General features: G+C 67.9%; 13 protein-coding genes. 2 read left to right on the top strand and 11 right to left on the bottom strand.

Annotated features, from left to right (window positions below; genetic code table 11):
• Positions 1 to 87 precede the first annotated feature (87 nt).
• Complete coding sequence (locus DJ81_RS02615; protein WP_094588306.1) at positions 88 to 1,026, top strand: NAD(P)-dependent oxidoreductase; 939 nt, start codon at positions 88 to 90, stop codon at positions 1,024 to 1,026.
• Between the two features lie 131 nt (positions 1,027 to 1,157).
• Here the strand turns inward: DJ81_RS02615 and DJ81_RS02610 are convergent, their stop codons facing one another.
• The 11 genes from DJ81_RS02610 to DJ81_RS02560 form a co-directional block, all read right to left on the bottom strand.
• Positions 1,158 to 1,367 (bottom strand): molybdopterin-binding protein, encoded by a 210-nt coding sequence (locus tag DJ81_RS02610; protein WP_094523807.1) that lies wholly within the window; start codon positions 1,365 to 1,367, stop codon positions 1,158 to 1,160.
• A gap of 133 nt (positions 1,368 to 1,500) precedes the next feature.
• Positions 1,501 to 3,237, bottom strand: coding sequence for an archaellar assembly protein FlaJ (gene flaJ / locus DJ81_RS02605; RefSeq protein WP_094580889.1), 1,737 nt, complete (start codon positions 3,235 to 3,237; stop codon positions 1,501 to 1,503).
• Between the two features lie 28 nt (positions 3,238 to 3,265).
• On the bottom strand, positions 3,266 to 4,939 hold the full coding sequence (locus tag DJ81_RS02600; protein WP_094523809.1) for a type II/IV secretion system ATPase subunit: 1,674 nt from the start codon (positions 4,937 to 4,939) through the stop codon (positions 3,266 to 3,268).
• Positions 4,940 to 5,049: 110 nt separating this feature from the next.
• Positions 5,050 to 5,802, bottom strand: coding sequence for an ATPase domain-containing protein (locus DJ81_RS02595; RefSeq protein WP_094523810.1), 753 nt, complete (start codon positions 5,800 to 5,802; stop codon positions 5,050 to 5,052).
• Between the two features lies 1 nt (position 5,803).
• Positions 5,804 to 6,301, bottom strand: a complete 498-nt coding sequence (locus tag DJ81_RS02590) for a flagellar protein G (protein ID WP_094523811.1) — start codon at positions 6,299 to 6,301, stop codon at positions 5,804 to 5,806.
• Positions 6,302 to 6,775, bottom strand: a complete 474-nt coding sequence (locus tag DJ81_RS02585) for a flagellin (RefSeq protein WP_094588304.1) — start codon at positions 6,773 to 6,775, stop codon at positions 6,302 to 6,304.
• Positions 6,765 to 8,603, bottom strand: coding sequence for a FlaD/FlaE family flagellar protein (locus DJ81_RS02580; protein ID WP_094588302.1), 1,839 nt, complete (start codon positions 8,601 to 8,603; stop codon positions 6,765 to 6,767). The genes DJ81_RS02585 and DJ81_RS02580 overlap by 11 nt, the downstream gene beginning before the upstream one ends.
• Positions 8,604 to 8,751: 148 nt before the next feature.
• The gene (locus DJ81_RS02575; RefSeq protein ID WP_094527328.1) at positions 8,752 to 9,336 is read right to left on the bottom strand and encodes a chemotaxis protein CheD; all 585 of its coding nucleotides are present in this window, start codon (positions 9,334 to 9,336) and stop codon (positions 8,752 to 8,754) included.
• Entirely contained in the window at positions 9,333 to 10,553 is a 1,221-nt protein-coding gene (locus tag DJ81_RS02570; RefSeq protein ID WP_094525238.1) for a chemotaxis protein CheC, read from the bottom strand. Before DJ81_RS02570 ends, DJ81_RS02575 begins: the two co-directional genes overlap by 4 nt.
• On the bottom strand, positions 10,553 to 10,909 hold the full coding sequence (gene cheY, locus DJ81_RS02565; protein WP_094525237.1) for a chemotaxis protein CheY: 357 nt from the start codon (positions 10,907 to 10,909) through the stop codon (positions 10,553 to 10,555). The genes DJ81_RS02570 and cheY overlap by 1 nt, the downstream gene beginning before the upstream one ends.
• 100 nt (positions 10,910 to 11,009) lie before the next feature.
• A complete protein-coding gene (locus DJ81_RS02560) occupies positions 11,010 to 13,325 on the bottom strand; it encodes a BGTF surface domain-containing protein (RefSeq protein WP_170938226.1) in 2,316 nt (771 codons plus the stop codon).
• Between the two features lie 222 nt (positions 13,326 to 13,547).
• Between DJ81_RS02560 and DJ81_RS02555 the strand changes: the two genes are divergently transcribed.
• A partial coding sequence (locus DJ81_RS02555; RefSeq protein ID WP_141212511.1) for a zinc-ribbon domain-containing protein occupies positions 13,548 to 13,714 on the top strand: 167 nt, incomplete at its 3' end.

The following is a 13,714-nucleotide window of genomic DNA, read 5'->3' as shown; positions in this document are numbered from 1 at the left end:
AGCCTGCCGGGGTTCCCGGAGCGACGCCGCGGCCGCTCGGTCGCCGGACGACGGTGCGTTTTTCCGCCGCCGCGCCGACCCGCCCGCATGGAGACCGTCCTCGTCACCGGCGGCCGCGGCGCCTCCGGGCGCTGGGTCGTCGACCGACTCGCCGGCGACTACGAGGTCGTCGTCGTCGACTACGACCACCCGGGCCTCGACGCCGACCCGGTCCCGAACGTCTCGTTCCGCGCGGCCGACCTCGCCGATCGCGGCGAGGCGCTCGACGTCGTCCACGCTGTCGACCCCGACGCGGTCGTCCACTGGGCGGCGATCCCGGTCGCGGGCACCCACCCCGACGGTCGCGTGTTCGAGACGAACGTCCGCGCCGCGAAGAACGTCCTCGACGCCGCCGGTCGCGTCGACGCCCGGATCGTGCAGGCGTCGAGCGACGGCGCGTACGGCTTCTTCTTCGCCGATCCGACGCCGTTTCCGGAGGAGTTGCCGATCACCGTGGACCACCCGCTCCGCCCGGAGGACCCGTACGGGCTCTCGAAGGTGACGGCGGAGGCGGCCGCCGGCGCGGTCGCGCGCCGCGAGGGCGTCCCGGCGGTCTCCATCCGGCCGTCGTGGATCCAGTACCCCGGCGCGTACGCCTGTCGGAGCGACGAGTACGTCGGGGATCTGGACGCCGGCGCCGGCAACTTCTGGTCGTACGTCGACGCCCGCGACGTCGCCGACCTCGTCGCGGCGGCGCTCGCGGAGACCGCGGGGCCCGACCCGGCGGTGGCTCCGGGGACCCACGAGGCGGTCAACTGCGTCGCCGCCGACAACGCGCTCGGTCGGCCCCTACTCGGCCTCCTGCGGGAGTCGTACGGTGCGATTCCGAACGACTGCGCCGTCGACGAGAGCGCGCTCGCCGAGGGCGACGAGCGGGGCGCCTACGCGGTCGCGACGGCCGAGCGGCTGTTCGGGTGGACGCCGAGTCGGTCGTGGCGCGAGGCGGCCGACGAGGGCGTCCCCGAGCCGGTCCTGTTCGAGCGATAGACGCCGAACGGTGTCTTGGACGCTGTTGAAATCCGTCTTCAGAGATAACGCTGAAACCCCGGTTACTGAGGAGCGCGTACTGACTGGTGGGTGCCCGCAGTTCGAACGGTTCTCAGTCGGAGGGTGCGGCTTCAATCCTTATTGACCATCACTTCGCTGGCCTTGATAACAGCCTGAACCTCGTCGCCCTCGGCGAGATCGAGCCGATCGGCGGATGACCGAGTGATAGTAGACGCTATCGCCTGTCCGTCGGGCAGTTCGATGACCACTTCTGCCATGACGTCGTTCGTTTTTATGGACTTGACTGTTCCCGTGAGTCTGTTGCGAGCACTGAGTGCCATATCGCTCCCAGATCACCAGTACATAAAATACCTGTTGGTAGAACGAACTTTCTCTACGAACGGCCGCGATCTCGGAGCCGCACGCTGTACCGCCGAGAACGACGTATATACATACGACAGCCCGCCCCGTCTGCTAAATCGTCAGGATCGCGTTCACCAGCGTCCGGGTCGCGATCGCCGTCGCCGCGCCGAGCCACGTCAGCAGCACGAAGTGGATGTAGCCGTTCGCGGGGTTGCCGCCGTCGATCCGCCGGATCATCTGCGAGGAGAGGGCGGCGTTGAAGAGGACGACCGTCAGGAGGAGGTACTCGATCAGCGGGATGTCGTACGCGCCCGGGTAGACGATCTGGCCGATGTCCATCTCCTCGAGCCCGAAGTCGGCCGTGAGCTCGGCCAGGATCGCGACGATCTCCAGCCCGATGAAGAAAGCGAACGTCGCCGCCGCCGTGATCCCGTACAGGAGGCCGATGAACGTCATCGCCGCCTGTCGCCGCTGCTCGCGCAGCTGATTCACGGCGTTCATGTTCTTCGATATCAGCTCGCCGAGCGTCTTCGGGTCTCCCCCCATCTGCCGGCCGACGAGGTACATTTCGGAGAACTTCTGGATGAGGTACGACCGCGTGTCGTACGTGAACTGCTCCCACGCCCCCTCGGTGCTGATACGCATGTTGAGCCGGCGGTAGAGCCGCTCGATCGCCGGCGAGAGGTCGCCGAAGTTCTTGTCGCGCAGCGTGGTCAACACGTCGGTCGTCGTCGACTGCTTGGCGCTCTCGGTGGCGCCGAGCGCGCGCACGAAGGAGGGGAACTCGCCGTCGCGGGCCGTGATCTGCTGTTCCTCTCGCCTGAGGACGACGCCCGTGATGATGAGCGGCGAGATGGGGACCGCGAGGTACAGCGGCAGCCGGACGTCGTCGACGAAGAAGAGCAGCCCGGGGAGCCCGGAGCCGTAGCCGAACATCCCGGCCGCGGTGATCCCGATGATCAGGAAGGAGAGCCCGCCGCCGACCCCGAGCGACGCCCACAGCTTCAGGTCGCCCGGGGCGCGCTCGTCCGGGTGGAACCAGATCGGGTCGTACGGCGAGGTCGCCCGGATCATCGCGTAGAAGCCGAGCTGGACGAAGACGAACAGGACGATGACGGCCGCCACCGTCGCGGTCGGATTGTTCCCGGTGAGGATCGGGAGGACGATCGCGAAGACGAGGGCGAATGTCATCGAGAGGATCATCGACATGTACAGGTCCTTCATCACCTCTAAGTTCGCCAGCGAGGACTCGTACACCGTCTCGTACTTCGCGAGCATGACGTCCTGCTCTGAGACGAGGAACTCCTCTAACGACTGGCCCGCCCCCATCGTGTAGCCGAGGCGGTCGAAGAAGTCGGCCATCGCGTCTGAGGGCACCTCCTCGGCGCGCCGGCGACAGGCGTCGTCGAGGCTCTGGTTCCACGTGTCGACGAGGTGGACGACGCGGCCGATCTCCTCGGCGGCGACCCCGTACTCCTCCTCCTTTGCGAGCGTCCGAAACACCTCCATGCGGTCGATGTTCGTCGTCGACAGCACGGTCATGTGCGTCATCACGAGGTGGAGCTGGTTGTCGATCTGGTTCTCCAGGCTGGAGAGGTAGATCTTCGGGTAGATCACCGCCGCCACCAACACCAGCCCCCCGAACATCGGGACGGGAACCCGCGCCGCCAACGGGAGCGGGAGCGCGAACAGGCCGACGACGCTCGCGGCGAAGACGAGCAGCGCCGGGATCAACACGAGCCCGACGTACTTCCGCTTCGAGATGTCGAGTTTATCGTACGACTCCATGACGGCCGAGGTCAGCTCGGCCGCGGTCGCGAGCCCGTTTCCGACCTGTTTCACCGCCATTACACGTCAGCCTCGCTCATCGGTCGGTTCACCCGACGTTCCGGTGCATGTCGAAGGGAAGCCCCTCGACGCCGTCGCGCTGGAAGGAGTTGATCGCCTCGTTCACCTCGTGGTACCCCATGATCCCCTCCTGGATCATCCGCTCGATCAGCTCCGCGCGGAAGTCCAAGTCGTCGTAGATGTCGCGGGTGTCGGCGTAGCCGAGCAGCGTCGCGATCTGCTCTTCGAGGACGTAGGAGTTGTTCATCCCTTGGAACACGATGTCGTCTTCGACGGGGTCCCAGCTGAACACCTCCCGGGTGACGACCCCCTCCATCTCCTTGGAGTACCCCTCGATCTCCTGAACGCTCGTCACGCGGCGGAGGACGTCGTCGCCCTGTTTCACGCGGTTCTGGAACAGCGCCACGTCGGCGTTGTCCATGAACGTCTCGGGGACGTTGATCGGTTCGGAGGTGAACCGCTGGATCATCGAGACGATATCCGACGCGTGGAACGTCAGCATGACCGGGTGACCCGTCTGAGCCGCCTGGAACGCCATACGACCCTCGGCGCCACGGACCTCGCCCACGATGATGTAGTCGGGCCGCGACCGCAGCGCGGCGGCGACGAGGTCGAACATGTCCACGTCGGAGGAGCCCTCGTCGCCGCCCTCGCGGGTCAGCAGCTGCTGCCAGGTGTTGTGCGGGGGAATGACCTCGGCGGTGTCCTCCGCGGTGTATATCTTCGAGTCGTCCGGGATGTACGACAGGATCGCGTTCAGTGTCGTCGTCTTGCCCGACGCCGTTTCCCCGACGACGAACACGGTCTGTTCGTTCTCCAGACAGAGCCAGAGGTACGCCGACAGCTGCGGCGAGAGCGTTCCCCAGTGGGTGATTTGGTTGATCGACAGGGGCACTTCGTCGCCCTGCCGGATCGTGAGCGAGGAGCCTTTTAGCGACACGTCGTCGGAGTAGATGATGTTGATACGCGACCCGTCCGGCAGCGTCGAGTCGACGATGGGGTCGGAGTCGGAGAGCGGGTCGCCCATCCGTTCGCCCATGTTGCGGAGCCAGTTGTCGAACTCCTGGGGCGTCCCGAAGTCGACGGTCGTCTCCAACATCCCGTAGGTGCCGTGATCGACGTGGCACTCCTTCGGGCCGATGACGTGGATGTCCTCGTTGGCCGGGTCGCGCATTATCGGCTCGAGCGGTCCGAGTCCGACGATGTCGCGGTTGAGCCGGTAGCGAATGTTCTCGTACGTCTCCTCGGTGACGGAGAGCTTCCCCATGTTCAGCACCTTCGAGAGGTTCCCTCGGATGCCCTCGTTCTGCCCGTCGATGTGAGTGACCTCCTCTAACAGCTCCTCGATGAGGTCGTCGTACTCGGCCTCGCTGTCGGGAGCGGTGTGCTGCCCGCTCGTCCTGAGGAGGCGGTTCTTGACCTCTGTGAGGACCTCCGCCTGGGTACCGGTGATCTCCGGCTCGATGGCGTAGTACTTCGTGTCCTGTCCGAGGTCGCCGTAGATGTGACTGTAGATCGGCCCCCCGACCGGGTAGATGACGTTCGGCCGGTTCGACTCGTACTCGCCTTTCGGCTCCTCGATGAACTGCGGGAACTCCCCCGTGATCTGCTTGAACTCCCGGAGGTGTTCCCGGAGGTGGGGCCGCCGCATGGCGGCCTTGCGGAGCTCTTCCGACGGTTTCGCGGTTCCGTGTTCGGTCATGGTCTACTCGCCGCCTCCGCGGGTCCTGACCGCGCGCGCCGTCGCGAGCGGTCCGTCGTTCGCGTCCCGCCCGCGCGGGACGGCGAGTCCGTCGCGGGCGGGCGGCGTCATCACGCCACGCTGCGGCTCTCGATGACGATTCCGGTACCCGACCGGACAGAGAACCCGATCGTGTCCCCGACCTGTTCGCCCATCCCCGCGAAGCGCTTCACGTTGATCTGCCGGCGGATGTCGTTGCCGACCTCGATCATCTCCAGCTCGAGGAACACGTCGGCGATCGACCGGAACGGGCCGATGGCCTCGTCGTCGACCGCCGACGGGTCGACGGTGAGCACGACGACCTTCCCCTGCGAGATGATCTCGCGGAAGAAGGAGATGATCTCCAGGGCGGCCTGCCGCTCCTCGTTCTTCCGGACGAGCGCCTCGAACGTCGGGTCGTTCCGGAAGATGGCGTCGAACGTGTCGAGGAAGATGACGTCGGAGTTCCACATCGCCTCCGCGTTCATCAGCCGCTTGAGCAGTTCCTTCCGCTCGCCGTCGCCGTCGGAGAACGCGCCCCCCGAGTCGAAGTCGGCGTGGAGGAACAGCAGCTCCTCTTGGAGGAGCGGCTTCACCATGTCGTACTCCAGCGAGTGCATCTGATCGATGAACCCGCGGACGGTGAGCTCCGTCGACATCATCGTGACGGACGCTCCCTCCTCGACGAGTCCGTACGCGAACCGCTGCGAGATGGCGCTCTTCCCGGCCCCGTAGTCGCCCTCCATGAGGACGATGCTGCCGCGGGGGATCCCCCCACCGAGCTCCTTATTCAAGCGGTCGCGTTCGCCGAGTCCGATGGAAAGCAGATTGTCTGTGCGAGGCATGTCAGTTGGCCTCCGTGCGGAACTGGAACAGCTCCTCGTCGCCGTTCACCGTGAGGTACACGCGGTGGTCCGTTCCGGGGTCAAGACCGTCGCTCGTCTCGCCCAGCCGGTTGGTGTCGATCGTGAGCCGCAGGACGTCCCCGCGGCTCCACGCCGCGCCCGTTCCGGCGGAGGCGAGCTCGCCCTCCGTCGCGCTCGGCGGGACGTAGGCGCCGTCGAAGACGACGTCGACGCCGGAGCCGTCCGGGTTGAGGCGCTGTGTCCCGGTGTTCTTTATCAGCAGCGTCACGTTCTCGTTCCCGCTCTCGTTGTACACCCCGGCGCTCGCGTCGGAGATGACGGTCACGTCGGTCCGGAGCTGCTCGGTCGCGTCGATCCCGGCGTCCTCGACGGCCGCGCTCACCCGGTCGACGCCGGTCGTGATCGTGCCCACGACGCCCGCGGCGATCACGAGGCTCGCGATGAACAGGATGAGGTGAGAGACCGGTACGCTGGCCATCTACGCGCTCACCTCCGCCGCGTCGCGGACGCCGGACTCGACGACGAGGACGACGCGAGTGGGGTCGCCCCCGGTCGTGATCGCGGTGTCGACGGTCGTCGTGTCGACCGTCACCGTCAGCGTCTCGCCGCCGAGCCAGAGCTCGGTGTCGCCGTCGCCGTCGACGGTCGTGGTCGCGTTCGGTCCGCCCACGTCGACGTACTCGTTGCCGACGACCAGCGTCGCGTCGCTCGCGACCAGCCCGACCGAGCCGTCGTTGGTGGCGTTGACGACCAGTTCGTCCGCGCCGTCGTCGTACGTCGCGTTCGTCACGGCGAACTCGGTGTTCTGCCGCTCCAGCGAGCGCTCTTGGATCCCCTGTTGCGCGTCGGTGACGCGGTCGAAGCCGTTGGCCGCGACGGGGTAGAACGCGGTGAACGCGAAGAACAGCCCCGCGACGATGATGGCCGTCGACGCGGAGACGCTAACGCCCATCTCCCCACCCTCCGTCGGCCGGGTCGGCGCGGTCGGAACGCGGGTTCGGGTCGTTCATCGGACGCGGGGAGCCGCCGTTCCGCTCGCGTCCGTCGGGTCGCTCGCCGCCGCGGTCCGTCCGCCCCTCTGCGCGTCCCGACCGCTCGTCCCGCCGTTCAGCGTCGCCGTGGCCGTTCGCGCGTCGCCCCTCGGAGCCGTCGTGCCGGCGCCCCTCGGAGCCGTCTCGACGCCGGCCGCCGCGTTCCTCGCGTCGGTCCCGCCCGTGGTCTCGCCCGCCGACCCGCGGCGCGCCGCCGCCGACCAGCGAGCCCCCGGCGAGGTCGTCCCACCGGTCGAGCAGCAGCAGGTGTCCGCTCGTCCCGTTGAGCTGCGTCACGTACCGGAGGCTACGAGTGTGGTGCTCCCGGACCAGTCGATCGGTCCCCGGTCGGTCGACGAGGTTGCGGTCGATCGTGCCGAAGCCGGAGAGGAAGTCGCGGAGCCGCGCGGCGGCCTCCGGGCCGACCCACTCGATGCGCTCGTAGTAGTTGATCGCGCGCACCGCGTCGGTGACGTCGCTCTCCGAGACGAGGAACTCCAGCCACTCCATCACGAGGAGGTCGCCGACGTAGTCGCCGGGGAGCTCCGTGAGGTACGGCTTCCCGCGGCTCCCGGAGAGGTCGTCCTCACCGACGTACTCGAAGCCGCCGCCGTTCGCCTCGGCCGGATCGCCGCCGGGCTGTCGGCCGCGCGTGCGGTCGGCCGCCGGCTCCGGTTCGGGGTCCGGCTCCGGTTCGGGGTCCGGCTCGTGGCCGTTCGTCGCGGGGTCTGCGTCGGTCGCCGGCTCCCCGTCGAACGAATCGTCCCCGTCGTCGAACGGGTCCGTCTCGTCACCGAGGTCGTCGTCGAAGGGATCCGTCTCGTCGCCGAGGTCGTCGTCGAACGAGGCGTCCCCGTCGTCGAACGGGTCCTCGTCCGCGGGGGCGGCCGCGTCGCCGTCTCCCCCCTCTTCGTCGGCCCAGTCGGCCTCCCCGGCGTCGTACTCCTCTTTCAGTTCGCTGAAGCTCTTTCCGTCGTCGTTCATGTCGTCTCCCTCGTCCGCCGCCGCGGTCTCGGACGCGGCGTCGGCGGAGTCGCCGTCGTCCGTGTGGTCGTCGTCCGGTTCCCCGTCCAGCTCGCCGAACTCGTCGCCGCCGTCGTCGAAGTCGTCGTCGAGCATCTCGTCGTCGAAGAACCCGTCGGCGTCCGCGTTCGCGACGTCCTCGTCGAGGTCGTCCCCCGCGTCGTCCTCCTCCTCGTCGTCGAAGAGGCCGAACGACCCCTCGCCGCCGCCGCTGACGCTGTCGAAGCCGCTGGAGTCGTCGACGAAGGGGTTGATCCCGCGGGTGACCATCTCGTAGATGTCGAGCAGGTTCCTGACGTCCTCCTCGATATCGTCGACCGCGGCCGAGATCTCCTCGTTCTCCGACCGGACCGTGGACACCGTCGAGGAGAGCGACGCGACCTCGTTCTCGAGGTCGTCGAGCCGCTTCTCCAGCTCGTCCGTGTCGGCGCCGGCACCGCCGCCGCCACCGCCGCCGTCGTCGAAGCCGTCGTCCCACTCGTCCATCCCGTCGAAGTCGTCGAAGTCGTCGCCCATGCCGCCGCCACCGCCGCTACCGCCGCCACCGCCGCCGCCGCCCATCCCTCCGCCGCCGAAGGGATCGTCGTCGCCGCCCATGCCTCCGGAGTCGTCGTCGGAGCCGCCGTCGTCGAGAAAACGGTCGAGGACGCTCGCACCGACGAGCCCCAGCGTGGCGACTATCCAGGTGGCCGTTGGAGCTCCCCACACCGGTAGTTCGAGGCCCATTACCGAGTACGACCCGCAGAACACACTTCAATTCACCCCTCAAAATATCAACAGTGAGAAAACACCACACTCGGGGACGGCGAACGCGTGTCACGTCCGCGGCGGGCCCGTCGTCCGACTCGCTCAACGGGTGCGCCGAGCGCCCGGATCAGAGCGTGCGCTCGAACCCGTCGGCCGCCCGGACGACGAGCCCGCCGCCGGCGACGAACCGGACCGTGCGGCCCACGCCGTCGCCGACGTCGCTGGCGACGACCGGAACGTCGGCGGACGCGAGGCACCGCTCGGCCCGCTCGACGTTTCGGGGACCGACGGCGTCCGTGAGGTCGAGCATCTCGGCGCCGCCGGCGACGCGCGCCTCCAATCGACCGGGCACCGCGCCGGCGTCGACGAGGTCGTCGACCAGCGCGTCGATGCCGGCGTCGACGTACTTCCCTCGACGGGCGGCGGCCGTACGCGTCTCGTCGCCCGTCGGCAGCATCGCGTGGAGGAGGCCGCGAACGCTCGCCCGCTCGTCGGCGATGGCGACGGCGACGCAGGAGCCGAGTCCGCTCGTCGTCAGCGTCTCCCCCCGCGTCGCGACGGCCAGCTCGCCCACACCGACCTTGATCCGGCGCTCGGTCGCACCGCCGGTCCCGACGTCTCCAGGCGCTTGGCCGTCGCCGCGCTTCGCGGAGCCGTCGCTCCCGTCGCGGTCTCGCGACCCGCGACCGCGGGACGACGAGGGGTGGCTCACGTCTCTGAGAGGCGGTCGAGGGCCCGGGCCAGTTCGCGCTCGTCCGGGAGCGCGTACACGTCGCAGCGCGCCTGCACGCCCTCCGTCTGGATCGCGGCGTCGATCACGAACCCGTAGTCCTGCCGGCGGCTGAGCTTGGCGACCAGCGGGCTGATCGTCGCCGAGCCGATGTCGTGGACGAACTCCGGCGGCGAGTGGCTGATCGAGGTGCCGAGCACGTTCGCCCAGCCGTCGATGAACCCGCTCGTCATCACGTTTCCGAGCTCGCAGAGCGCGTTCTCCGCCATCCCGCCGAGGGGCTCGTCCGGCTCGGTCGGGAGCATCGACTCCGCGATCGCCGCGGCCGACTCCTCCTCGAAGAGTATCGCGAGGTAGCCGCTCGGCTCCCCCTGCAACTCGAAGACGGTGCCGGCGTGGGGCTCGACGCCGACCTCCGCGGGCACGTCCGCGAGCGGGACGAACCGGAGGCGGCTCACGTCGACGGTCGTGTCGAGGCCGGTCATCATCGCGATGTTGTCGGCGGCGTTCGCCGAGCCGCGCTTCGCCAGCGACGCGAACGTCGACAGCGACTCGTACGGGACCGCGGTGCTCCCGCCCTCGCCGGCGGCTCCGGCCCCCGGTCCGCCGTCTCCCGTCGCCTCGGCCCCCGCCGTCGCCGCCGGCGCCGTCTTCCCGACGATGAGGTCGCGGAAGGGACCGGAGTCGGGCAGCATGTAGATCGAGAAGTCGAGGTCCGTCGTCGTCGCGTCCAGCCGGCTCTCGAAGAGGAACACGCCGTCGCCGGCCAGCGCCCCGTCCGGGAGGACGGCCGCGCCGTCGGCCTCGAAGTAGCGCGGCGGTGTCATGTCGATCGCCTTCCCGAGGTAGTTCGCCCAGCCGTCGAGGAAGCCGCCGAGCGCGATGTTGCCGACCTCGGTCACCGCGCTGCGCTCCATCGACGCGCCGCCGGGGAGCAGCGAGAGCAGGGCGTCGACGTTGGCGGCGTCGAACGCCAGCACCGCCTCGCCGTCCAGCCCGCCGCGGAGTCCGACGCTCACGCCGATCGACTCGCGACCCGCGAACGCCTCGGCGAGGTCCTCGCCGCTGGCGACGCTCGCGCCCGTGACCTCGACCGCGAGGTCGGTCCCCGTGAGGTCGGCGAGCGCGCCGGCGGCCTGCTCGGCCCCGCGTTCCGCCAGGCGGTTACACGCGCCGAGCGCACGCACGTCGACCCGCATTATACCGCCGATCCGATGGCGTCGAGCACGTTCGGCTTCTGGAACGGCTTCGTGATGTACCCCTCCGCGCCGGCCTTGATGGCGGCCTTCATCTTCTCCTCTTGACCGACGCTGGTGCACATGATCACCGTCGCTTGCGGGTTCTCCTCTAAGATCTCCGTCGTCGCTTCGATCCCGTCGCGGATCGGCATCACGATGTCCATCATCACGAGGTCCGGGCCGTGTTCCTCGTACATGTTGACCGCCTCGACGCCGTTTTCGGCCTCGCCGACGATCTCGAACTCCCCTTCGAGGATCTCCCGAAGGAGGTTCCGCATGAACTCCGAATCGTCTGCGATAAGCACGCGCGTTGCCATTGTTGTCTGAAGGCGGGTACAGCGATCACTTAACGGCTCCCCCGCGGTTCTCAGCGCTGAGAACGGACGGCGATAACGGTGCTCGTCGAGGAGCTTGGATTCACACCCAGTGACCGAGGAGGTGGACGGCACCGACGAGGGCAGTGCCGATGAGCGTTTCGCGCGTGCCGATCCCGAACGGGAGGAACGTCGTCGGCTCGTCCTCGCCGTCCTGACCGCCGGAGTCACCGGTCGGGTCCGACGTGTTTCCGCCGGTGTCCGTGGAGTCAGTGTCGGTACCTGTGGAGTTTGTGTCGATGGCCGTAGAGTTCTCGTCGTCATCACCGCTGCTCGAGGAGTTCTCGGAGTCGTTCGTGTCGGCGCCGCCATCATCGTCGTCGATCGTCGTCCTCGCCGGATCCTCCGCGACGACTAGCGTCCCGTTTCTCTGATCTCCGTCGAGCGTGGCGGTGAACGGATATTCGCCGGGGTCGAGACGGACGGTCGCGGACGGGAAGCTAACGGTGCGCGACCCGTTCGACGACAGCGTCAGTTCGCGAGCGGTCGTCAGGTTCCCGTCGGCGACATCGAGCGCGAGCGTTCCCGCTCCCTCCAGCCCGCCGGCGTTTCGAACGCCGATTCCGAGCGCGGAGAGGTTCCCGCCCGTCGCGACGGTGACGTTCTCGGGGACGCTGTCGATCGCGAGCCGGTCCGGGTCGTCGGTGTCGTCGACGACGACCACCGTGCGGCTGTCGCGGAGCGTCGTCCCGTCGTACAGTTCGTAGTTCAGCCGCGTTCCGGGGTCGGCGTTGCCGAGGTCGGCGCCGATGGTGAAGTTCCCGTCGTCGGAGAGCGATACTTCGGACTCCGACCGGAAGGGCTCGTCGCGCTTGTCGTCGACGAAGGTGGCGGACATCTCGATCGGTGGGAGGATCGTTGTCGTCCCCGTCACCGCCCCGCCCGAGGCCTCGACGAGGAGTTCGCCGTCGTCGGTGACGTGGTCGTATTCGAAGTACCGCTCCTGGATCGAGAACGACGCCTCCGCGCTCACAGTCCCGTCGTCGGTCTCCCAGTACGGGAACTGGTCCGGGGCGGGTAACCGCTGTTCGAATGCCGCCGGCGGCTCCTCGTCGTCGCCGTCGTCGTCAGCGAACGCGTACCGGTGTCCCTCGGCGCCCTCTAGGGCGAACTCGACGGCGAACTCGTCGCCGGGCTCCGGGTCCTCGGTGAACGGACCGCCGTCGCTCGTGTCCAAGACGAGGTAGAACCGGCCCGGGGTCGAGTCGCCGGTCTCCAGCTCCTCCGCGTCGGCGAGGAGGAGCGTCACGTCCTCGGGGTCGACGTCGGCGAGTTCGAGTTCCGACCGCGGCTCGTTCATCCCCGGATTCGTCTGTCGTACCTCGAGCGAGACGCCATTTTCGGTCCTGAGGAACTCCGATAAGACGGAGGGATCGATCGATTGCCCGGCCTGTAGCGACTCCTTGTCCGCAAAGTACGAGAGCGCCCCCCAGATGCCGGTCGACTCGAAGCCGAGGACGACGCGATCTCCCTTCGTCACCGCGGTGCGGTCGAGACCGTTCTGTTCGAGAGTACTGAGCGATTCGTTGTCGACCTCGCCTTCGATATCGTTCGAGTCCGAGGTCGTGAACACCTCGACCTCGTCGTGAAACGTCGGCTTCGTTAACAGGAGGTCCGACTGCGCTGCCGTCTCGACCGGCGTCACGACGCCTGGCTCCTCAACGACGAACGTGCCGTTGGTGATCGCAAGCCGGTACCGCTCTGGCACGAGTGGCCGCGCGAGCCCGCCAGCACCGGTCGCACCGGAGAGATCAGAGAGATCCTCCACGTTGTCGTGTGGATCTCCGTCCTCATTACGGAAATCGAGATTACAGCCGCCATCGCGACAGCCCTCGGCCGTGCTGTTGTCGGTTCCGAGGAGTCGCGTGTTGATCGTGACGTTGTTGCTGTCGGGCTGTAGTACCACGACGTCGGTGTATCCGACCGACTCTCCGGTATCGGTGAGCCGATTCCCGCCGATGAGGAGATACCGCTTTTTGTCAATATCATTGTATCTGATCTCGACGGTATCGCCCGCAATCCCGGTGTAAGTCGGACGGACGAACGAGCCGTTGATCGCCGTCCGGTCGCTCGGACCATCACCGGCCGTCGGCTCCGCGGTGACCGCGTTGGGCCCGAGGGGTTCGATCGGCGACTCAGGGTAAGGAGCCGAAAGGCCCGCGGTAGCGGGAGCCGTTGCCACGACTACGACCACCGCGACGAGGACGACGAGCGCCGTCGTGCCGCACAGAGTCGTCGAGAGCCATCGGAGGCGAGCTGGGAGCGTCACGTCGGTACATTTAGCTCCGGCCGTGTCGCACGGTTCCGCGGCTCTCGATCGCTCGAACCGCTCCGCCTCGTCATCGGGTGTGGCTGTCATCGTGGTGTGGAGGGATCGTCGGCTCCGCGGGAGCACGGAGCGTGTCTGTCGTCTATCGGTCCGAGAGTCACCGACTAAAACGTACCCTCCCGATTATCACGCCTGTGAACCGGATCGGAACGCGAACGACGTGAACTCGTCAAGATCGGCCGACTGCGCCGGGGTGAACCGTCCGATCGTTCCCCGAAGAATTAAGCCAGACTAGCGTCCCCTTTGATTACGATGCCATCGTGTCCCCGCTGTGAGGCGTCGATCGACGAGGAGGCCCGGTACTGCGCGCAGTGCGGCGCCCCGCAGACGGAGGACGCGGCCGAGGAGCTCGACGAGTACGTCCAGCGGCAGGCGGAGAAGGTTGCCGACGCCGGGAGCGGTGGCGGCGGGGACGGCGG

It is taken from the genome of Halorubrum sp. Hd13, from assembly GCF_002252755.1.
Taxonomy (GTDB): Archaea; Halobacteriota; Halobacteria; order Halobacteriales; family Haloferacaceae; genus Halorubrum.
Note: the sequence above shows the minus strand (reverse complement) of the source record. Positions and strands in the feature narration are given on the sequence as shown.